The organism is Schwartzia succinivorans DSM 10502 (assembly GCF_900129225.1).
GTDB classification, from domain to species: Bacteria; Bacillota; Negativicutes; order Selenomonadales; family Selenomonadaceae; genus Schwartzia; species Schwartzia succinivorans.
On record NZ_FQUG01000004.1, the window covers coordinates 85,443 to 107,416 of the forward strand.

General features: G+C 38.6%; 20 protein-coding genes. 1 reads left to right on the plus strand and 19 read right to left on the minus strand.

Annotated features, from left to right (window positions below; genetic code table 11):
- Positions 1-8: 8 nt before the first annotated feature.
- From BUA83_RS05250 to BUA83_RS05275, 7 genes are all read right to left on the minus strand, one after another.
- A complete protein-coding gene (locus BUA83_RS05250; RefSeq protein ID WP_072935162.1) occupies positions 9-2,501 on the minus strand; it encodes a U32 family peptidase in 2,493 nt (830 codons plus the stop codon).
- Complete coding sequence (locus BUA83_RS05255; RefSeq protein WP_072935163.1) at positions 2,498-2,704, minus strand: hypothetical protein; 207 nt, start codon at positions 2,702-2,704, stop codon at positions 2,498-2,500. Before BUA83_RS05255 ends, BUA83_RS05250 begins: the two co-directional genes overlap by 4 nt.
- A gap of 106 nt (positions 2,705-2,810) precedes the next feature.
- Complete coding sequence (locus BUA83_RS05260) at positions 2,811-3,866, minus strand: tyrosine-type recombinase/integrase (RefSeq protein WP_094756485.1); 1,056 nt, start codon at positions 3,864-3,866, stop codon at positions 2,811-2,813.
- Positions 3,867-4,167: 301 nt separating this feature from the next.
- On the minus strand, positions 4,168-4,770 hold the full coding sequence (locus tag BUA83_RS05265) for a recombinase family protein (RefSeq protein WP_072935165.1): 603 nt from the start codon (positions 4,768-4,770) through the stop codon (positions 4,168-4,170).
- Positions 4,771-4,957: 187 nt separating this feature from the next.
- The gene (locus tag BUA83_RS12640; protein ID WP_159430480.1) at positions 4,958-5,095 is read right to left on the minus strand and encodes a hypothetical protein; all 138 of its coding nucleotides are present in this window, start codon (positions 5,093-5,095) and stop codon (positions 4,958-4,960) included.
- 930 nt (positions 5,096-6,025) lie between these two features.
- Positions 6,026-6,307 (minus strand): hypothetical protein, encoded by a 282-nt coding sequence (locus BUA83_RS05270; RefSeq protein ID WP_072935166.1) that lies wholly within the window; start codon positions 6,305-6,307, stop codon positions 6,026-6,028.
- A gap of 16 nt (positions 6,308-6,323) precedes the next feature.
- Positions 6,324-7,283 (minus strand): hypothetical protein, encoded by a 960-nt coding sequence (locus BUA83_RS05275; RefSeq protein ID WP_072935167.1) that lies wholly within the window; start codon positions 7,281-7,283, stop codon positions 6,324-6,326.
- 1,171 nt (positions 7,284-8,454) lie between these two features.
- Here BUA83_RS05275 and BUA83_RS05280 point away from each other — a divergent pair.
- Entirely contained in the window at positions 8,455-9,126 is a 672-nt protein-coding gene (locus BUA83_RS05280) for a hypothetical protein (protein WP_072935168.1), read from the plus strand.
- A 331-nt stretch (positions 9,127-9,457) separates the two neighbouring features.
- Here the strand turns inward: BUA83_RS05280 and BUA83_RS05285 are convergent, their stop codons facing one another.
- The 12 genes from BUA83_RS05285 to BUA83_RS05340 form a co-directional block, all read right to left on the minus strand.
- Positions 9,458-10,078 carry a hypothetical protein gene (locus tag BUA83_RS05285; protein WP_072935169.1) on the minus strand — a complete coding sequence of 207 codons (621 nt, stop codon included), beginning with the start codon at positions 10,076-10,078 and terminating at the stop codon, positions 9,458-9,460.
- A gap of 71 nt (positions 10,079-10,149) precedes the next feature.
- On the minus strand, positions 10,150-12,309 hold the full coding sequence (locus BUA83_RS05290; RefSeq protein ID WP_072935170.1) for a hypothetical protein: 2,160 nt from the start codon (positions 12,307-12,309) through the stop codon (positions 10,150-10,152).
- Between the two features lie 225 nt (positions 12,310-12,534).
- Positions 12,535-13,380: a hypothetical protein gene (locus tag BUA83_RS05295; protein WP_072935171.1), complete on the minus strand. Its 846-nt coding sequence runs from the start codon at positions 13,378-13,380 to the stop codon at positions 12,535-12,537.
- A 653-nt stretch (positions 13,381-14,033) separates the two neighbouring features.
- Entirely contained in the window at positions 14,034-15,011 is a 978-nt protein-coding gene (locus BUA83_RS05300) for a hypothetical protein (RefSeq protein ID WP_072935172.1), read from the minus strand.
- A 470-nt stretch (positions 15,012-15,481) separates the two neighbouring features.
- Entirely contained in the window at positions 15,482-16,069 is a 588-nt protein-coding gene (gene scpB, locus BUA83_RS05305) for an SMC-Scp complex subunit ScpB (protein WP_072935173.1), read from the minus strand.
- Positions 16,056-16,817 (minus strand): segregation and condensation protein A, encoded by a 762-nt coding sequence (locus BUA83_RS05310; protein WP_072935174.1) that lies wholly within the window; start codon positions 16,815-16,817, stop codon positions 16,056-16,058. The genes scpB and BUA83_RS05310 overlap by 14 nt, the downstream gene beginning before the upstream one ends.
- A gap of 64 nt (positions 16,818-16,881) precedes the next feature.
- Complete coding sequence (locus tag BUA83_RS05315; protein ID WP_072935175.1) at positions 16,882-17,523, minus strand: site-2 protease family protein; 642 nt, start codon at positions 17,521-17,523, stop codon at positions 16,882-16,884.
- A gap of 27 nt (positions 17,524-17,550) precedes the next feature.
- The gene (locus BUA83_RS05320; protein ID WP_094756486.1) at positions 17,551-18,117 is read right to left on the minus strand and encodes an NUDIX domain-containing protein; all 567 of its coding nucleotides are present in this window, start codon (positions 18,115-18,117) and stop codon (positions 17,551-17,553) included.
- Positions 18,117-19,820 (minus strand): DNA repair protein RecN, encoded by a 1,704-nt coding sequence (gene recN / locus BUA83_RS05325; protein ID WP_072935176.1) that lies wholly within the window; start codon positions 19,818-19,820, stop codon positions 18,117-18,119. Before recN ends, BUA83_RS05320 begins: the two co-directional genes overlap by 1 nt.
- 12 nt (positions 19,821-19,832) lie before the next feature.
- The gene (gene argR / locus BUA83_RS05330) at positions 19,833-20,285 is read right to left on the minus strand and encodes an arginine repressor (RefSeq protein ID WP_072935177.1); all 453 of its coding nucleotides are present in this window, start codon (positions 20,283-20,285) and stop codon (positions 19,833-19,835) included.
- A gap of 16 nt (positions 20,286-20,301) precedes the next feature.
- Positions 20,302-21,156 carry an NAD(+)/NADH kinase gene (locus tag BUA83_RS05335; protein WP_072935178.1) on the minus strand — a complete coding sequence of 285 codons (855 nt, stop codon included), beginning with the start codon at positions 21,154-21,156 and terminating at the stop codon, positions 20,302-20,304.
- 12 nt (positions 21,157-21,168) lie between these two features.
- Positions 21,169-21,972 (minus strand): TlyA family RNA methyltransferase, encoded by an 804-nt coding sequence (locus BUA83_RS05340; RefSeq protein WP_072935179.1) that lies wholly within the window; start codon positions 21,970-21,972, stop codon positions 21,169-21,171.
- Positions 21,973-21,974: the final 2 nt, after the last annotated feature.

A 21,974-nucleotide genomic window follows, 5' to 3' on the forward strand; every position in this document is an offset into this window, starting at 1 on the left:
TTGTCAGGTCACAAAACACCACGGAAATAATGTCCCCGTGTAAAGGACTGCCCTTCAAATGAATCACAGCGAATCTGCTGGTCTTCAGTCAGCTCTTCGTTATATTTCATGAAATCCCTAAAAATAGTGACAGAACGACGTATCTCTTCTTCATTCAGATACGCGCCGTCAATCCGAAGACGTTCAACTCCCATTTTTGCAAATTTCATTGCATGCGGCAGCATGCTTAATATCTTTGAATTCAAAATATGCATATTGCAGTCTGCGTCGTTAACCACAGGAAACTCTGCTCCCATTCTGTCAGTCAGCTTAAATCCGCCGCACATACATGGCGCACTGCACGCACCGGAATCAACATTTCCAAGAAAGCTTCCAAGAACACAATAAGCAGAGACCATAAGCTCCAATCGTCCGTAGACAATACATTCCAAAGGAAGCGGTGCTTTTTCGGCAATTGAAGCTACCTGCTGCAGATTTAGTTCAGGTGAAAGTGTCGCCCTTACAACGCCCAGCTCCTTGAGATGCTGTATCGTCTGTTCATTGTAGGATATAAGGGAAAAATCACTCTGAACAGGAAGCCCTGTTTTTTGGGCCATGTACAGAGAGCCTATGTTATGAACAAGAACTGTATCTGCTCCTATTTTCTCCCATTCCTGCATCATTTTCTGCATTTTTTCTGCGGCGGCTGCCCGTAAAATACGCGGAGTGTTGAAATCCACAGTCCTGTTATATTTTTTTGCATACTCAAACACATCACTATATTCCTTCAGTGAAAAAACGTGATGTGAATAAGAGTCACCGCCAAAAATAATTCCATCGGCGCCTGCATCTACAGCAGCTTTGGCCTTTGCCACAGAATCGACACGCACGACAAGCTTTGCAGACTTTTCTCTGTTCTTTCTGATATCACAGGAAGGAAGTGATTTAACTGCACCGGTTTCGCTCAAAGAAACCCGCTTGTATTTTTCCAAGCGTTTTCCATCCAATATTTCTGATGCCTGTCTGCGCAGATTGTTCAAAACACTCACAGGAACAATTGCATTGTCATCAAGCTCTGCTGCAAAATTTCTTAATTCATATACGGTTGTACCCAGCCTCGATAACTGCTTCTGTAATACCTCAACGGAAACAGGCGTTTTTTGCGCCTTTTCACAAATAAAATCCGATACTATTTCTGCTTCTGCGCCATCCGCAGTCCTGAAGGAAACCATGACAGGCTTTCCTATTCTTGCTGTCACACTGCAGTCAACAGGAATACGCCGCACAGGCGCTCCGTTTTGAAACGTACTGCGGGCTTCCTGCATCAGCTTCGCGTCATATACCCGAAAAACACGATCATGAACCTTTACTGTTTTTGCCAGCGGAAAGCTGATTTCTTCTCCGGCCTTTCCTTCCGTGACGGAATGTCCTTTTTCATCTTTAATATCGGTCAGTGCTGTCGTTACACGTCCACCGACCTTAACCCAAAAATCAAGCTCGTCACCTTCGGTCACGTCAGCCGATAATTTTACAAAAACCCTTTTTGATGAAAAATCATATTTTGTTACACGGCCTATGAGGAGTCCTCTGTTATTCGGACGGCGGTCGCTCATAAGATTTTTCCCCGGATTATTCAAAAGGAAGCCTGTTGTGAAATCCCTGTTAAATATCTGAGCAAGACGACGGTGGCTTTCTTCTTTATCGCTGCTTTTTTCAATGCCGTATATACGGTCAAGCTCTTTTCTATAGGTGCTTACAACGACCGAGACGTACTCAGGGCGTTTCATACGTCCTTCAATTTTCAGGGAAGCTACTCCTGCCTGAATAAGCTCAGGGAGTATATCAATAGTATTCATATCTCTCGGAGACAATAAATAATTTCCTGCAGTATCTCCTAAAACGTCATTTCCTTCGTCATTTACCAAGGTGTAAGGAAGGCGGCAGGGCTGGGCACAGCGTCCGCGGTTTCCGGAGCGTCCGCCAATCATGCTGCTCATAAGACACTGCCCTGAGTAGCAGACACATAACGCGCCGTGAGCAAAGCACTCTATCTCCACAGGACTCTTTCTGCATATTTCCCGAATTTCGTTAAGTGACATTTCACGGGATAAAACAACACGTGAAAAGCCCATATCCGCCAATGCCAATACCCCTTCAAGGTTATGTACTGTCATCTGCGTACTCGCATGCATTGGTAAATCCGGTACAACACTTTTTGCAACACGCGCGACACCTAAATCCTGCACAAGGATTGCGTCAGCACCTGCTTCGTACAGGAATCGCAGATAATCAGCCAACTCCTCCATTTCATTGTCTCCGACAATAGTGTTGACTGTTATATGGATTGCCACCCCGCGCAAATGCGCGAATTGAATGGCTTCACGTAAATTTTCACGGTCAAAATTATCCGCGTAAGCTCTGGCTCCGAAAAGATTTCCCGCAAGATAGACTGCATCTGCTCCATTTTCGATTGCTGCCGTAAGAGCTTCTCTGCTCCCTGCCGGAGCCAAAAGTTCAATCATTTTCGTTTCTCCTGTTTTTCCTTCTTGGCAAGCTCAAGCTTCGCCTTTTCCAATTCTTTTTCCTGCATCAATATCTTCTCTTTCTTTCCGTCCTTATACATCAGATAGAAAGCAACCGCTGAAAGAAGCGCTGCAGCAATATATAAAATCATAAGCTGCGGATCATCAAGAATACTCCACCATGAATTCAAAATTTTATCCAAAATATTAACCTCCAACTTGGCAAGAAAACAAATTCTGAGTCTATACCCCTTTATTTATAAGGATTCTAGCAATTCATTATCGAAAAAAGTAACCGAAAAGTAACATTTACTTTTGCAACTCATCTAAAAGATTTTCGATTTCTTGTTTGTCTTGCTTGACTTTGACATAGTAATCAAACATAACTTTTGTTGAGTGACCGAGTCTATCGGCTGCAACTGCCGGATTCATATTTTTTAGTATTAAATACGATACATGTGCTTTTCTAAACGAATGTAATGTTACTTTTTTTAACTGCTCTCTATCGCAGAAATCTTTCAAGAATCGCAAAGTTGCATTCTCGGTTTTCTTGAAAATGCGTTCGTTATCTGATATTTCATGTTCGTCAACGAATCTTTTAATTTTATCATACAAATCTTGATTAATAAATACTTCTCTATCTTTATGATTTTTCGTGTGTATGAGCGTTATTTCGTTCTTTGAGTTGAATGTCTTATTGATTTTTAGCTTGTATATGTTGCTTTCACACACAACATCGTCAGGTGTTAACGCTAATATTTCGCCAATCCTACAACCAGTCAAATAAAGCAACTCAAAAATGTGTTTATAATAATGATAACTCGGTCTTTCGCTAGTGTTCATAATGTTCATCGCTCTTTTGAATTCGTCGATTGTCCACCGTGGTGAATATTTTAGCGGTGACTGAGGTTTGTCAATCTTATCGAGCGGATTCTTCAGGTCGAGCATTCTTTCGACATACGCAAAAAAAGCATGTAAATACATGTACGAATTCGCTGCATACGATTCCGAGCGTTCTTTTATCTGTCTTTGCAAATAAAGATTGAAAAACATCGGTGTAAACGAAGATAATTCTTTATCGCCAAACTCTTTTTTAAATCGAGTCGTAAACGCTGATTTAATAGTATCAATCGTCGAAATTCTTAGTTTTTTTACATTACTAATGTACGGAATATAGTTTAATTCGTAGAATTCCCAAAACGAGTGATTTGAACTCACTTTATATTGCATAAGAAAGCGTCGTTCTGCTTCCTGCGCTTCGTGCTTTGTCTTAAATCCACTTTTCTTAACGAGTCTTTTTTCAGCATCACGCGCGAAAAACATCCACTTTTTCCCTTTTTTTGTAGAATAAGATTGGACAGACATATATTCACAACCTTTCTTATTCTTTCTATTTTATCCTGTAAAAAGTGTGTTTTCAATCGTTGAAGCTGTTTTTTTTGCGTAAATTTAGACGACAAGCTAATTTTTGCGTAAAAAAAATACGCTCAAATTCGCGTTTTAAGACGCTTTTTGAAAATCGAGAGTTATATTTATACTTGCGTTTTAAAAAAGTCGCTAAAAAACGCATTTAAACGCGAAATCGCTGAAATCCTTGATATTACTGGGTTTTAAGCACTTTTGCAGTAAAAAAAAGAGCCGATTCCTCGGCTCTTTGGCGGTTGTTTTATGCTTCTTTTTTGAGTTTTTTACGCTCTTCTGCAACCCACTTTTGTATCGTTGTCTTGCTAACTGAGCATTCTTTAGCCATGCGCTCAAAACTTGTCTCACGATTTAGCCATTTTTTATAAACTTGTGGCCAAAATTTCGGCTGCTTCTTTTTTGGACGCTTGTATTTTCCCTGTGCTTTCGCCAATGCTATGCCAGCGCGCTGGCGTTCTTTGCGAATATCGTTTTCTAATTGATACACTGCACCGAGAATTGCGATTATGCAATCACCTAATGGGCCTGCTGTATCTATTCCTTCTTTTATACTGTACAGTTTAGCTTTTTTCGATTTAATAGCGTCAACTATCGTTAGCAAATCTCTTGTGCTTCTTGCTAAACGAGAAAATTCACGAATGATTAATACATCGTTTTCTTGCAAGTCGTCTAACATCTTCTGCAAGTTTGGGCGATTGTCTGTTGTCGTTCCGCTTGCTTCATCTGAATATATGTTTTCAGATGCGATTTCTTCGTTAAATTTGTCTTTTGCGTAGTCAATAATTTCTTTAATCTGCGGTGCAAGATGCTGTTCTTTTGTCGATACTCTCACATAAGCTTTTATCATACTGATTACCCCTTTTTGTTCTTTTACATTTAGAATGTCTGTTATTTGTCGTAGAACTTAAAATTTATTAGTTATAAATCATATAACTAATGTCTATGTATATATTATAGCAAAACATAAATTTGATTCTAAATTTTTCAGTATACCCAGAAAAACCGCAAAAAAAAGAGCCTTTCGGCTCTTTGCGTTAAAACGGAACATCAACATTGATGCTTGAATCAACAGAATCAACGCTTGAATCATCATCATCATCGTTACTCATTGGATTTTCGATAATATACTTAAGCGGATTTTTTTGAAATTCAGCGCGTTGTTCTTCTGTCATTTGATAAAGTCTGCGAAACGAGTACATAGTATCACTTCCTTTCCTAACTAAATTTTTTAATATTATAGTTAAAATTTTTGCAATAGCAAATTTTTGCTATAATATGAATGAAGCATAAAGCTTCAACTTCTTCCTTATTATTCACCGCATAGGTGATTTAGAATAAGTGCTGTTGTTCTTCATCACGCGCCTATTTGTTATTCACCGCATAGGTGACTTAGAATTTCAAGTGTTTCCAAATCTGCAGTAGCATCGAGTTATTCACCGAATAGGTGACAAAGAGCCTTTTGGCTCTTTTTTTTTGTTTATTTTATGCCGTTCTGGAATATTTATACCATGGCGGAAAAACACTATCAAATAGTCAAAAAGAGCATTAAATACTTAAAAGTAATGTTAAGTAGTATCAAGTAGTGCGAAATAGTATTAAATACTTAAAAGTAGTATCAAGTGGTATTAAATGATATGAAATAATATGAAATAGTAAAAAGTAGTATTAAGTAATCAAAAGTAGCTGCATTTTCTGCGAAGTAGTGCTAAATACTGCTAAACACTACTATTCATTGCTAAATAATGCTAAATAAACGACAAAAAAACGCTATTTCTAGCGTATTTTTTAATTTTATTTTAATTCTGACATAAAAATTGTGAATTTGAATTTAAAATTTTAATTCTGGATTTTAAATTCAAATTGACAATTAAAATTGTGAATTAAAATCCTGAATTTTTTGTTCGTTTTGCTTTAAAATTTGTCGCGGACGAAAAATTTGTTATAATATTAATGAGTTCGGGGCAACTCATCGTTGTCTGCAATACTCACGAGTATTGCAGATGTTTGGTGCGTCGCCCCAAGCTTAATGTCTTTTGCTATCTTTGATAGCAGTTTGTCGCATACGCGACTCAAAAAAAACCGCTCTGATGAGCGGTTTTTTTTTATAATTCTATGATTTCTTTGCATTTTCGCAAAAATCTCCGCAAAGTCTTCTGTTCTTTGTATGTATATCCAAGGTTGTACAATTCTTCACGATTATTCGCTAATGCAAACTTTAACGACAATGTGCTTGCGTATTCGTCAATTTCTAACAAGTCTTCGCACATGTTTATCCACTTTTCCCACATTAAATTTGCTTCTTTATATGTCATTTTGAACGGTTTCGCTGCAACGTTGTTCTTTCGTGCTTGTTTTAGCATCGCTTTGATGCGTGTTCTTAACATATTATCACTCCTTTATTTATTTAATTCCTAAATATCTATCAACAATGTCGAGGCGACCGTGGAAAAGCGCATTTGCACATATTGCGCGTGCTTCATCATGCGTTTTACCGCTGGCACGACAAACATTATATAAATTTTGACAAAAATTGTAGCGGAACGGGTGACTTCCACTATACTTTTCGCCGGTCTTTTCGCAAGCTTCTTTAATTTCTGCTAAATATTTTTTGTAGTCGATAAGCTGAAAGCTTGTTTTTCCGCCACTGAACTCTTTCAGTTTGTCGTATATTTCTTTTGATACTTTGAATTCTTTGACAGTATACCCAGCTTTTGACACTACGAATAGCGTATTATTCGAATTTAGCTTGATATTGCTTGTATTCATTACGCGTAAGCCGTAGTTTAACTGGAGAGTTGCACAGAGCTTCGCTTCGTCTGTTTTTAAGTTTGCTATGACATTCTCTGGGTTCTTAAACGCTCTGTTTTCGTGCGTTTCGTTCATCTCTATCTTTAAATCTGCTCTGATTTCCGCGATTACTTTTGAAAAATCTTGCTTTTCGTATCGCATTTCGCCGAAACGCTCGATTTGCGATGCGTTAAGCATATCATCTAACTTGTTAAATGCAGTTAAATCGCTCATTATCGTCTCATACGAGCAATTTTGCTCTATTCTGTACGCTACAAAATCGCGGATTTGTTCTGGTTTATATGTGTAATGATTTCGCCCAAGGCCCTCCGCCCGGCAAAACTTAAAAAACTGTCTGCACGAACTTTTGTAGTTAGCTAGCGTCTTGTCGTTGTGAATGCCGACTTTCCCCATTAAATTCTGCCTATCGCATTTTTGTCCCTCATCTCGTAGTTCTTGTTTTGCTTCCGCGGTTTCTTCCCTGCGAGATTGCGAATCGTTGATTTTAATGTACTCTGATTCGTGAAAAATATTGTCAACTTCGCTCTTTACAGACATGAATTTCTGCGACATATTATCACCTCTTTTTTGTTTTTTCAGTGCTTAAAAGCACACGAAAACACGCTAAATTGCGATATTTAGCGTACTTTAGTATGCTTTTAAGCTTGTTTTTTTTGCTTTTTTTGCTACAATCCAGCGCAGGTAAGCAACCTGACCGTTCTTACAGGTCTGACGGTGATGTAACTTGTAATTTACAACTTCATACTGGCGACCAACCCCAGTATTGCATTTTCGAGACTACTTCGCGAGTGACTAATTCGCTATAATCTCAAGTATTCGTCATCACGGTTCTCTTAAAAAAGAGGTAACGGCTTCCGCGCGCCGTACTACAGTCAACTTCTGTCATTACACGGGCAGAAACGTGTTCGTTTAGTGCATCTTGAAAAGCTTAATGTCTTTGAAAAATGGTACGTCTGAAAAGCTTAATGTCGTTCGGCGGTCTTACAGACCGCACAAATTTGAAAATTTGATACATAAAAATCACCCTTTCGTTTTTTTCATTTGATGCGTCTTTGAAACTTAATGTCTTTGTGTGTATGTCATAGACATACGAATTTAGCACTATCCCTGCGTCCAGAAGCACGCTTATTTACTGGGGAACAGCAGTGCTCAGCACTAAACCCTGTATTATCATAGATAATACTAACGCTTGGGAAAAGCTGTGCTACATCTTTTTGCCAGTAAAAACTGGCGGTTGATACACATGAATTATATTCAACTTTTTTCGAATTTCAAATTTAAAGATTTAGTTTTGCAAAAAAAATTTAGTATAATTTTAAAAACCGACGCGCGCCGGCTTTGCCGGCGGAGAGTCGTCCTCGGCGCTCGACGCAAGGCTCCACGCTCGCACCGCGGACGAGGTCGAAAGCTGTAACCAGCTTTGTATATGCGAGCATATACAAAGCTGTCACACGCTACACTTGCAACAAAATACACTACGCTTCGCTCCACGCTGGGCGAGGCTTCGCCCCGCCTTTAGGTGACGCACTGCGTCACCGTGGGCTTCGCCCACATTTTCGCTTACGCGAAATAAATTTTTGTGACCGCAGAATTTGCGCTCACAAAAATTTTCAAAAACGAGCTTTGCTCGTTTTTGAAAAAATGCGTTTCTGCTTTTTTCGTAGCACTAAAAAAAGCACCCACCAATTTAGTATGAATTGTATGAATTCGGAGGTTGATACACATGAAAGAACGCTTTGATGCTAGTACGCAAAAGAAAATGTTTACTATTTCTGAGATTGAAGAAGCACGAAAAATCGTGTCAGATGATTTAGTAAAAGATGAACTTTGGAAGTATTTTGCTAAACGTACATCAACAGAAAGAACTAAAGTTTTAAATCTTCAGTTAGAGATTAACTTAAATTTCAAGAAAGCTTTAAATTTAAAAATGGCAGAAGTATTCGCAATAGCGATGTATTTCGTCAAGAAGAAAAATCATAATTACTTCTCGACAGTAGAACAAATCAAAGTAAAAAAAGAGCGCGAAGTTAAACGCAAAAACAAGAAGCGAAGAGCAAATCAAAAGACAGTCTGTGCGATGTATATGTCCGAGCTTCATCAACTGAAGCTCGGCGGAATGAGTACGAAAGATGCTATCGAAGTATTGTATTCGAAGCATCGAAGCGACTTCTGGGGACAGAAGCCTACAGCGCAGATGATGAATCGCTACTATCTGGCGTGGCGAAGAGAAAAGAATATAGCACAAGAACAGATAGTTCAACCGCCAGCGGTAGAACCGCCCCGGGAGGTTGAAAATGCTGTGCTTGATGTTTTTAAAAAAATAGCAGAACGAGCAGAAGAACCGCCCGTGGCGGTACCTCTGCTCCCGGGCAACGATTGCTCCGCTGAAATCTAAAAATCAGCTACGCTAATTTTCAAAATTCAGCTACGCAAAAAAGCACACTTCAAAGCTGAAGTGTGCTTTTGAAAGCTTAATAAATCAACATTTTACTGCACTTTTGCGTTTATTTGCGTCTATTTCGCATTTTCTACCGCTAAAGGTATAAATACACTCAACGAGCGGAAAAAACGCGATATGACGCGAATTTAAGCGTGTTTTTGAATGCGAAAAACGAAAATCAGCGAGCAAATTTAAAAAAATCTGCTCGCGCACAATAAAAAAACACTAATCAAATTAATTGATTAGTGCTTTTTTATTGTGTTAGTATAAATTTGTTTATAGTATGTTAGAACTGTTTATTGTTTTTGAGCATTTCGACAGCCCAATCAGCCCCGGCGGATTCGGCTGCATTCTTTGCAAGCTTGTATATATTCTTATCTTGAAGCGGATTTGAGTTTGTCTGGTCGTAGCTAATTGAATATATATATCCGTTTTCTATTTTGTAGAGATTTTCAAGAAGCGAACAATAACGCGATATTTCATATATATCTGCGTTTAATGTATCTGAATGTCCGATGTACAGATTTTGCGGATTGTCTTGATGTCTACTTTCTTCGTAGCATGACATTAAGACAATCTTTTTAACTGGCAAAGTAAAAAGGTATTCATTCTCTTTAATCAAACGGTCGATACATTGTTCGACTGTTTCTTTTGTATGTCTGTTTTTTTGTAAATACAAGCGTCCGCGTGAATCTCCGTGGACTTCAATGTAAACTGCTTGTTCGCTCGGTTCGTATGCAAAATTGAGCATTTTGTTTTCTGCACTTCTGTCGTATTGCTTTAAAAGCTTCGCTTTAAGCATCACTACTTTATAGCCTGACGCATCTATTTTTGCATCAATTCTTTGTGCGAAGCAGATATTTGAAAAGCATAAACATATAAAAACAAAGAGAAAAATCTTCTTCATAGTATCACTTCCTTCGTTAACATTTTATCATTTTTTGTATAAAAAAGGCGGTAAAAACCGCCCTTTTTATTTCATGTATCAAAAATTTGATTTAATAACGCAACATTGATTTTTACTTGTTGCTCTATTTCTTTTTGTATTTCTTTTGTAAAATCGTCTACACAACTTCCAAAGCTTCTTCCGCTGCTTTTTTGTTGTGTTTTATTTTCTTTCTGTGTACGTTTAACTTTTGCGGTGTTTAAGGTGTTAACAGTAAAATCGCTAATACGCGAAGCTTTTTTATTTGTGCTTGAAAGATTTTGCATGATATTGTTGAAAGCTTCTTTTATGTAGATGTTTTTTGTGTTTTCATCACTTACATAAACACGCGTTATTGTCGTATCATCAACTGTTTTTGTTTCAACGATTAAAGCATCTTCGTTAATATTAAACGCATCTGCAAATTCAGCTAATGTATATGTTTCGTTTGTTGCTACATCAGTTAACAGTGCATTGTTGTTTTCATCAAAAGAAGTACTAACAACTATATTACCGTCATTTACTGCGATTGTTGATACATCATCTTGCACGATATTATTTTTAACAATATCTTTGTATGTGTTTATAGTAGCTTCATCTTCAATATTAAATATTGCGTCTTGCTTATCTGTTAAGATGACAGAAGAATCATCAATAACAACTCCAAGTCTGCCACCATCGCTATGAAGTAACGCATTTTCAATATAAATTTTTGAAGATGCTTTAATATCCTCGCAAGTCTCTTTGCTCATTTTAACTTCAGCAGGCATTGATTCAGTTACTTTAAAAGCTTCTTCATTAAGCATTTGTGCATAACCATTGTTAACATCAAATGAACAAATAGAGTTTTCTTCGTCATAGCGTACATTCGATACATCGCCAGCTATAGAAAATTGCTCTATTTCTTCGGATATTTGCGTTAATTTAATGTCTGCAAACTGTTTCTTTTGCTCGTCCGTTAATACTGTAACTTCGTCATATACTTTAAAACTCGTCTTAAATGTAGCTTTGCGTATATCTTTGTCATAGACATATATAACGATATTGTACTGTCCCGGTGTTGCTTCTTTACTAAGAAGAAATTCTTTGTTTTCTTTTGTAGTAAGTGTTTCTATTTCTTTTGATGGCATTTGAACACGAACAACAAGTTTGTCGCTTTCTGTATCTTTAACATTAATAGTCGCACTGAGTTTTTCGTAAGCAGTAGGTATCTTTGGATTAAATTTGATGTCTACTTTTGCGTTCTTATCTATATTAGACTGTTGAAATGTTAAATCTTTGCTAAGATGTGTTGTTGTGTCAGTACCCGCAGAATCTTGTTTTTTAGAGTCTTTTTTGTTATTTATACCCCCGGCGAAGATAGCACCAGCAGACAACAGGTCTTTTAAGATATTGCTTTTATTTTCTTTTACGGAATTATGTTTCGTTACTTTGCATTGCTGTTGTGCTGTGTCCCAACTATAAGAATATGTTCCGTCGTTTGGTGGACAACAATGCGTAGCATCTGCTTGCACCCAACCATCGATAGCGCAGGAACCGTCGCTTGTAGCGAGAGTAGCATTAGTGAGGGTATCGCGGTTAATTTGATACTTTTCTGTATTATCTATTTGAGCGAAGTCGCTTGCAGAAAGTTTACTCATATCTATACTTGAGTCGGCAGAGCAGACCATGCGACTATCGGAAAGCTTTATGCAATTAGTTCCGCTGATATGCCCGTCCGCATCTATAGAACGGAACTTGTAGTATGGATTATCAAAAGATGTTACGAAGTATTTCTTGTCGCTATCTGTATATACTGCATTTGCTGGTACTGAATAAATTTGATGCTCTGCTGTGTTGTCTATATTTAGTGATTTCACTTCTTTTGAGTTATCGTTACGAACTGTTGTATAGTTACATGATACTGTGCGAGAATCGCTTGAAACTGAGCATACTTCATATTGCTTACCGAGGCTTACAGTGCTTGTGCTATTGTCGCTTGCAGTAGTTTCGACAGTCAAATCTGATACTTTAACATACGCTTTACTGTTATCAGAATAAGAGAAAGTAGCAGAACCATTGTCTAAGTCGCTGAAATCGTTTTTCGTTAATGCTTGTGAAGCTTTAACTGCAAAAGTATCATCAGCGGAGGACTCGGCTGCATACGCAAGCGGTGAAAAGAACATCTGTGTAGTCAACAGAACTGCTATATGTTTGTTTATACTTTTTAGCATATTGATTCATCTCCTTCTTAGTGTTTACAAGTGTTGCGAAGATTTAAGGGACGCTATAATTATATGTAATTCTATCAAAATTACAAATTATAACGCAAAATAAACGAAAAACTAAATCATCGTTTTTTGCGTTTAATTCGCTTTATTTCGCATTTTTATGCTAATCAAGTATATTTTTACTTGATTAGCATAATCTCGCGAAATAGAGCTATTCACGCTTAAATATCATATAGTTGCAAGACAATTATTCCAACTCGCTTTAGACGGTGATATTCTTCTGTAAATTTTTTCGTTTGAGATGTCATTAATACATTTTGAAGCTATGACTACTTCTTTGATTTGTTCATTCAATAAGATTTTATTTATCGCTCGGATTCTTTGCGGATTACCAATACTTACAAATAAGCCATTGCGTATTTTATTAAATCTTTTATTTAGTTCGTAAAGGCTCATAGCTTCTAAAGCAGTAGTGCATATGTAAGCAGTATCATAGTTTTCTATGTCTGCGAAAGACCAACATTCGGAAGGTGATACGCCATACAATAATCTATAGAATTCGTTTCTTAAATCTGTTCCAACACGCTCCCCGTAGTTTTTTTCTTTATTCAAAAAAACTATGTTATCAAATCCGTAGTTGTCAGAAAGATAAAGCAAATTGTCAGATTCTAATTTATTGATTAAATCCTTCGATATCTTCTTCATCGTTAAGTAGTTAACTAATGCGTCATCATAGTTTAATTTACTTGGAATACTGAATTGATGAGGTTTATTCTTTTCAGAAAATTGATATTCGTCTTTCGATAGTTCGCAAACTGCTGAATAAAAGTCATAGTTCAAATATCGCACAAGAAAATCGATAGCGTTAGCACTTGCAAAAGTACCAGCTTTGTTTATTTGTTTACCACTTGTGAGGTCGATATAACCGTACCCGGTTTTAGATATTTGTATAGCTGGGTTTGACTTCATTTCTATGTAGTTCAAACTCACTGATTTAAACAAATCGCTATGATTTTTTTCACAAAACTTATATAAACTTGCTTTTCTTGCTTTTGTTATTTTATCTGATGGCATAGTTGCCAACTCCTTTCTAGTATATATATATTTTTTTTCGGAATTGATATAACCGCATCTGTTTAGTTTGGTACTTTAAGATATTCGCGGTTAAACTTGAATATGTTCTTAAAGTTGATTTTTTCTTGTAAAAAGAACCTCAGCTTTTCTCTTCTCTATGGCAAAAGGAAGAGCCGTTGCCCCGGGACGGATTTCTCCGAAGTTTTCTTTAATAAAAACTAGCGTCTGGTGAACTATTTATTTAATATCGCGAGTAGCGTATATTAAGTTAACGACTAGATGCGTTCATATCAATTCCGCTTGTAATTAGTATTTATATGTACAACTGTGTAGGTCGTCACTTTACTACTAGTTTTTTTAAGTTAGCTCACCACTTTATCACTCAAAATCATGCTCAGGTCACCACTTTATTACTCATTAAGTTTGCTTCTGCTCCGCAGTATATACATATATATATTAAAAGCGTATACGCAAACGCAAAAATGCTTTCAAATGCTGATTTTTCGCAGTTTTACAGAATTTGCTATTCACCAGTTTGCACATATTATTTTTGCTCGTATTCACCAGTTTGCACATATTTTTTACTCGTATTCACCAGTTTGCACATATTTTTTGCCATTTATATTGCTCGTATTCACCAGTTTGCACATATTTTATAATTTTAAATCTCCGCTCTCTATCGCTGCAATTTTCTTGTTATCTTTTTCTTTTTGAGATTGTTTGTTAACAATCAATTTAATTGAGAATAGCTTTTTCTTTAGTTTTATTGGTGTGTAGTCTATGATTTCTTTTTCTTTTTTTGCTAATTCAAGAAAATCAAAAACCCTTTTTACAAACCTGTCGTAATGTGCTTTTGTTATTTTTTCGCTGGCCATTTCTTCAACTTTCTTCTGCAAGTCTATCATTGTGATAGTATCTTGCATTTTACCTTTTTTAATGCCACCAATTCTCTGAATAAGATAATCAGCTATAGCTATTTGAACATCATTTGCACAGTTTGATTTAAGTAACTTCACTGGAACATTAATAAAAGTGTTCCAAATCTCGTTATACCTCATTAAAATGGGAACCTTATCAATTTTATAGCGTATTTTCTGCTCACCGCGCCATGTTCTGAACCCAGTTGTAAGCTGAATCATCTGTGTTCGAATAATAAAAGTGTCATTGAAAAAGTACGGCTTTATTAAAGAATAGTCTTTGCCCGTTTCTTCTCTTCGTGCGTATTCGTCGCAGATATTCAAACAAATAAACGTTGTTGAAAGCTTTCGCATAGTAGCATCGAGTTTTAAAAGGTTTCTTTCTCCGCGACCAAGACCGCTTTTCAAAAGTATCTCATTCGCAGAAAATGAGTAGTTATCATCTTTCTTTTCTTTAATTAGTGTGCAAACTGCTTGAAATATACGCATGTCAGTTGGTGTTAAGCGTTTGCTTACTACTGCTGACGGGTTCCATGGTTCGTCTGATTTGATTATTTTTTGTTCCTTTTTCTTTTTTAAATCTTCTTCGAAAATTAGCTTGACTTTCGTGTAGATTCCACCATGCGTTCCGCTGATTTTCACGCGCGTATCAGTCGAAGTGAGATTCTTATTGACATTACTGTTCTGCATTTTGAAGTTGTTTTTCTTTGCCATAGTTGGCACTTCCTTTCTTTACAATAAAAAAACGGCAATGATAAAGAATCATTGCCGAACCTGCTTTTATTTTTCGTATCTTTTTGATTTTTTTGCTATAATGTTATATAGAAAGATGAAAGCAAGTTCGGTTGTTCTTCATCATGTGCCTTCTGAGTAGTTGGTAGCTATTCAGAGGGCTTATTTATATTATAACAAAAACTTATTTCAACTCGAAAAAATAACAACGCAAAAACACAAAAACCCGCGATTTCACGCGGGTTTTTTAGGTAACAAAAAGGTAACAAAAAAGTTTTACTGTATTGCATTTTCTCGCGTTTTTCGATTTTTTTAACGCACGAATGTACTAAAAAAGTTGAATTTTGCCTAAAAACACGTTTAAAATGCAATTCTCGAAGTCTCAAATTTCTGTACTGATTTTGGCAAGAAAACACACCCTGCCGCAGAGTGTGTTGAAATCTCATTTAATATTATTCATTTCCCTCATCAGAGGAAATGCTTTCCTTATCTCCCAAATTCATCAGCAAAAGCTGCTCTGCCTGTTCATTATCTATATCCGGTTCAGGAAGAGCAGGAAGCTCATCCAATGATTTTAAACCAAAGGACTGCAGAAAAATATCCGTTGTGCCGTAAAGAAAAGGTCTGCCGATTACGTTTTTCCTGCCAACCTCTGTAACAAGCTCCCTGGCAATCAGCTGTGCCAGAACACGCTCTGCCTTGACGCCTCGGATTTTTTCGATTTCCTGCTTTGTAATAGGCTGCTTGAATGCAATTATTGATAAGGTTTCCATAGCCGCTTTTGAAAGCTTTCTGTCTGATACCTCTGCCAGCTTCTCTACATACGCAAAGCACTCGGGCCTGGTAACAAGCTGCCAGCCTCCAGCTGTCTCCTGAAGCATAATTCCACGCGTTTCAAGGTCACGCTCCAACGCTTCAAGCAGTTCATGAAGTGCTTCTTCATCCACTTCCAGAATAGAACAAAGCTGTTTTTCTGAAACAGGTTCCCCACCGGCAAATAATACTGCCTCAAGCGGTTTTTTCATTTCATTCAAAAACATAATCCTCTTCATCACGCTCCATGGATGGCATCCAGTCCTTACGCAGACAAATATTTATGGATGAAAAAAGCATATCCTGCCTGACAACGACACGATGGCGGCGAATCAGCTCAAGCAGCGCCAAAAAAGATGCTATAAGCTCGCTGCGCATTCCTGAAACAAAAATAGCTTCAAAACGAATTTCACCCTCCGGTCTTTCTGCTAAAAGACTCATAATCCTGAGCATTTGATCCTCAATACGGTACTCCTCCTGTGCAACAATCACCGGTGGAATTGTCAGTTCCTTGCGAACAGCAACAACTCTTCGAAATGCTTCCCAAAGCTCCGTTACAGAAAGATTCTCCGGCGGGCTGTGGTGAATCGGTAGTTCCACAGGCTCACGTGAAAAAAATCTGCTCTGCTCCTGTGCTTTATCCTCCAGCACCGCACTGACCTGTTTAAACTGCTGATATTCAAGGATACGTTCCAAAAGCTCCTGCCTCGGGTCTTCCTCTTCCTTTTCTTCATCCTGATTGGATTTTGGAAGCATCATCCTGGATTTTATCACAAGAAGTGTAGCTGCCATAACAAGGAACTCACTGGCTATTTCAATGTCAAATCTTCTCATCTGCGTCAGATAATCCAGATATTGTTCTGTCAATTTAGATATTGGAATATCATAAATATCTATTTTATTTTTTTCTATCAAATGCATCAAAAGGTCCATCGGCCCTTCAAATGCTTCTAATCGAACTTCATATTTTTCCATAAAGTATAAGCCTTAATAACAGGATAAGGTTTCCATCGGATATTTCAGTCAGGAAAACAACCCATCATATCATAATTCCGACAACACCATAAAGAATCGTCGCATAAGCATTAACAATAAAGCTTGCAATTGGCACAAGAATATATCCAAGAATCGGAGTTGCTATCATGACAACAAAAATCAAAAAGCTGTATCGCTCCAATTCCAGAAATCTGTACTGCAAATCATGCGGCAAAAGCTGCATAAGAACCTTTGATCCGTCCAATGGAGGAATCGGAATCAGATTGAAAACGCCAAAATTGATGTTATACAGAACAATCAGCCATAAAACATTATGAAGTCCAACTGACATTCTCTCGTTAAAGAGCACAGTGTACAAAACCATGAACAGCATGGCCAGAAACGCAATCAGAAAGTTCATCGCCGGCCCTGCCAGCGCCACGAGGATTTCTCCCTTTTTGGGGTCCCTGAAATTTGACGGATTAATCACAACAGGCTTCGCCCATCCAAATCTTGCTATAAGCAGCATAATCAATCCAATCGGGTCAATATGCGCAAGCGGATTCAACGTCAGCCGTCCCATCATGCGCGGCGTAAAATCACCCATAGCGACCGCAACACGTGCATGTGCGTATTCATGAAGCGACAAAGCTAGGATTAACCCCGGAATACTTGCTACCATTGACATTAAATCAAAACCAAACATAAATTTCCTCCAAACAACAAATAACTGTCAGCGACGTGCGAATTCCCAAAGAATAGCCGCAATGGTCTTCGCATCTATAATTTCGCCGTTTTGTACCATTTCATACGCCTTTTCAAGCGGAACCTCAGCCACATGGATAAATTCATCATCATCAGTATGCTGCTTGCCCGGAACGAGTCCCTTGGCTGTATAGATATGAATAAACTCATTTGAAAAGCCCACTGTTGTAGCCAGCGTTAAAATCTTTTCCACATCCGACGCATGATAACCCGTCTCTTCCGCAAGCTCGCGTTTTGCACAATCCAATGGATTTTCATCCGGCGAATCAAGCTTTCCTGCCGGTATCTCAAGTGTAACCCGCTGAACCGGATATCTGTACTGCCGCACCAAAATAACACGGCCATCCGGAAGTATGGGAAGAACTGCCGCAGCACCCGGATGTTTAACCCATTCACGTGTTGTTACGTTTCCATTCGGGAGACGTACTGAGTCACAACGTACATGTAAAAGATGTCCGTCAAAAACATTTTTGCTGTCAATTTTCTTTTCAATCAGGTCATTGTCATTATTGTTCATTTTATCTGTCATCACCATTATTTCCTTTTGCGAAAGGATTCCTTGCGGGCATAAGCATGCTCAATCATCTCTTCTGCGCTTGTGAGTGCAGCTTTGGATATATCCTTTCCTGATGCCATACGCGCAACCTCACGGATACGTTCATCTCTTGAAAGTTTTTTTACAGACGTTACTGTTTTTCCTTCATTTACTTCTTTGTACAGATGATAGTGCGCATCTGCCATACACGCAATCTGTGGAAGATGTGTAATACAAAGCACCTGCTTAAAGAAACCAACCCATGCGATACGTTCCGCCACCATCTGGGCAGTTTCACCGCCGATACCGGTATCAATTTCATCAAAAACCATGCTTCCAACCGAATCATCATTCTGGGCTGAAACAGTTTTAATTGCCAGCGCTATACGGGAAAGCTCTCCGCCTGAAGCCGTTTTTGCCAATGATTTTTCTTTTTCTCCTTCATTGGCAGAAAACTGAATCGACACCTCATCCAACCCGTTCAATGTCGGTTCTGATTCGGAAATCATGATTCTGAATTGAGAGCTTTGCATACCAAGAGCTTTAAGCTGGCGCTGTATTGATGATGAAAGCTTCTCCGCAGCGGTTTTTCTTTGCTCAGTAAGTTTATTTCCTTCATCCATGAGGCTGTCATGCAAAACCTGTAGCTTTTGCTCATCTGCCTCGAGATTAGCATCAAAGTTTTCCATATCCTCAAGCTCTTGCCGGATTTTTTTCTGATACTGTAATACTTCTTCGACAGTGCTTCCATACTTTTTTCGAAGCTTGTCGATTTGATCCATACGATTTTGAATATCATCCAACCGTTTAGGGTCAAAATCCAGAGCATCCTTATAATTACGAACCGAATAGAATATATCCTGCAGCTGATAAGACGCATCCTCCAGGGGCTGCACCAGCTCGGACAATTGTTCCTCGAACCGCCCTGCCTGCTCCAGACACTGACGCACACGTGCAACAGCTGAAAGAATACCCTCACTCTCCTCAGTTCCATCAAATAAGCAGTATGCCTTTTCAACATTTTCGGTGATTCTTTCAGAATTCGATAATCTTTTTATATCAGCCTCTAACTCTACTTCCTCGCCTGCAGTCAGCTGAGCCTGCTCGATTTCCTGATCCTGCCAACGCAGCATATCAAGGCGTTCATTCAGATTAGCTGCTTTTTCCTTTTTTTCTTCAATCTCTGTTAAAAGCTCTTTCCATTTGCTGAATACCATTTCATAGCTTTTAAGCTGGTTATAAACCTTAGTATTGCTATGATCTACGATATATCTTTGATTATCCTGCTTAAGAATAGAAAGATTTTCATGCTGCCCGTGAATATCTACAAGAGCCTCTCCCAGACTTTTCAAAAAAGCAATTGTTACATGGCATCCATTTACCAATATACTGTTTTTCCCCTTGGTCGTATATTGTCTTGTAATTATCAGAGTGTCTTCATCTGCATCAATTGCCTGTTCTGATAAAATTTCCTTTACATCCTTCTGTCCACTTATATCAAAAACAGCTTCAACCCGAAGCCATTCACATCCTGTGCGGATAAAGTCTCCGGTAAGCCGTCTGCCTAATACCGCTCCAAGCGCGTCAATCAGGATTGATTTACCGGCGCCTGTTTCACCTGTAAGAATATTAAGCCCTGCAGAAAATTCTATTTCTACATGCTCAAGCAAAGCGAAGTTCCATACAGTTAAAGTCTTGAGCATATGCTCATCCCCTCACTTAAACATGGTTTTCATTTTATCAGCAATAGCAGGCGCTGCTTCCTTGGGCTTCACCACAACCAGAATATTATCGTCACCGGCTAAGGTTCCAATAATTTCAGGCCACGACGCGCCATCAATGGTGGAAGCCACCGCATTTGCTGTTCCCGGCAGTGTCTTCAGCACAATAATATTTTCGCTGTAATCAACACTGGTAACCGAGTCATGAAACATGCGCTCCATACGGTCTTTGGAGAAAAACGGCTTGTTATCCTTCGGGAACGCGTATCTATACCTTCCGTCTCCGGTTGGAATTTTAATGAGCATCAGCTCTTTAATATCCCTTGATACGGTAGCCTGGGTAACCGCTATATGATGCGCACGCAGTGAAGCCGCAAGCTCCTCCTGCGTTTCGATAATTTCAGTCTCAATAATTTCCTTAATCCTTGCCTGACGTGCCGACTTCAACCATCTCACCTCTTAACTACGCATTATACAAAAGCTTCGTACGTATTGTCTGATAATAGTTTTTGTCATCAAACTTGACAATTTTGGCAGGAAGCGGTGCCTTACGGACTATAACCGTATCTCCCGGTTTAATTTTAAAGGTTTCCTGACCGTCAAATGTCACAATTATATCCTGATGAAACGCGGCTACATTTATTTTTACCTCATCATTTTCATCAATGACCATCGGACGCGCATTAAAAGTATGCGGGCATATAGGTGTCAGAAGCAATACCTTTATTTTAGGATTTATCAAAGGGCCGCCTGCAGAAAGTGAATACGCGGTAGAACCTGTGGCAGTGGAAACAATGAGTCCATCAGCCTTATAATCCATAACCCTGCAGCCGTCAACCATCAAACCAAGATGAAGCATTCTTGCCGCGCCGCTTTTTGTAACAACAACATCATTTATCGCATGTCCCAAAAAACGCTCATCATCTTCTCCGCTCTTTACAAAACCCGACACAAGCATACGTTCCTCAATATAATACTGCCCCTGCATAATTTTTTCTAATTTGCTTTCAATTTCAGGAAGTTCAATATCAGCCAAAAAGCCGAACGTACCGATATTTATTCCGCAAACAGGGATATCACGTTCGTAAAGACGTCTGCAGATACCAAGCAGCGTACCGTCTCCACCAATCGACAGTGCCATATCTATAGGGTGATTTTCAATGTCTTCAACCCCGTATTTTCCATAATCAAAAAAATTTGCTCCATCCATAGGCATTAGAATTTTAACATCCTTGTCATGATAAAAATCGACAATACGCTTTAACACCATGGGAGCATTCTCTTTGTCAATGTTTGGAAAAACTGCTACATTCAACATTTTACTCTCTCCTCAATGATCAAGTGTCTTATGTGCCTCACTGACGACATCCTTGATTTGAATATCTCCTTCTTCTGACTCCGAATTATTCGAAGCCCACATCAGATATTCAATATTTCCTTCCGGACCTTTTACCGGAGAATAAGTCAATCCGCAAATAACAAATCCTATTTCCTTTGCGAAAGAGATAACCTCTTCAATTACTTTTTCATGTATTTTCGGGTCTTTTACTACACCCTTTTTCCCAACATTTTCACGTCCGGCTTCAAACTGCGGCTTAATAAGCGCCACAAGCTCTCCCGCAGGCTTAAGCAATTCTTTTACAGGACCGAGTACCTTTGTAAGTGAGATAAACGCCACATCAATTGAAGCGAAATCAATCAGCTCACCAACATCCTCTTTAGTAACATAACGGACATTGGTACGTTCCATGTTTATAACCCGGGCATCCTGTCTGAGCTTCCACGCAAGCTGTCCATATCCGACATCTATGGCATATACCTTCGAAGCGCCATTTTGTAAAGAACAGTCTGTAAATCCTCCGGTAGATGCTCCAATATCCGCCATAACCTTACCTTCGAGGATAATCGGAAATGTTTTCAGCGCCTTTTCCAGCTTAAGCCCACCGCGGCTGACATACGGAAGAGTATTCCCCAAAATACGTATTTCCGCATCAGGCTTTATCATAGTTCCGGCCTTATCAACCTTCTGCCCGTTTACAAGAACCAGGCCTTCCATTATCGTTATCTTTGCGCGTTCCCGGCTTTCTGCAAGATTTCTTTCTACCAATAAAACATCCAAACGTTCTTTTGCCATAA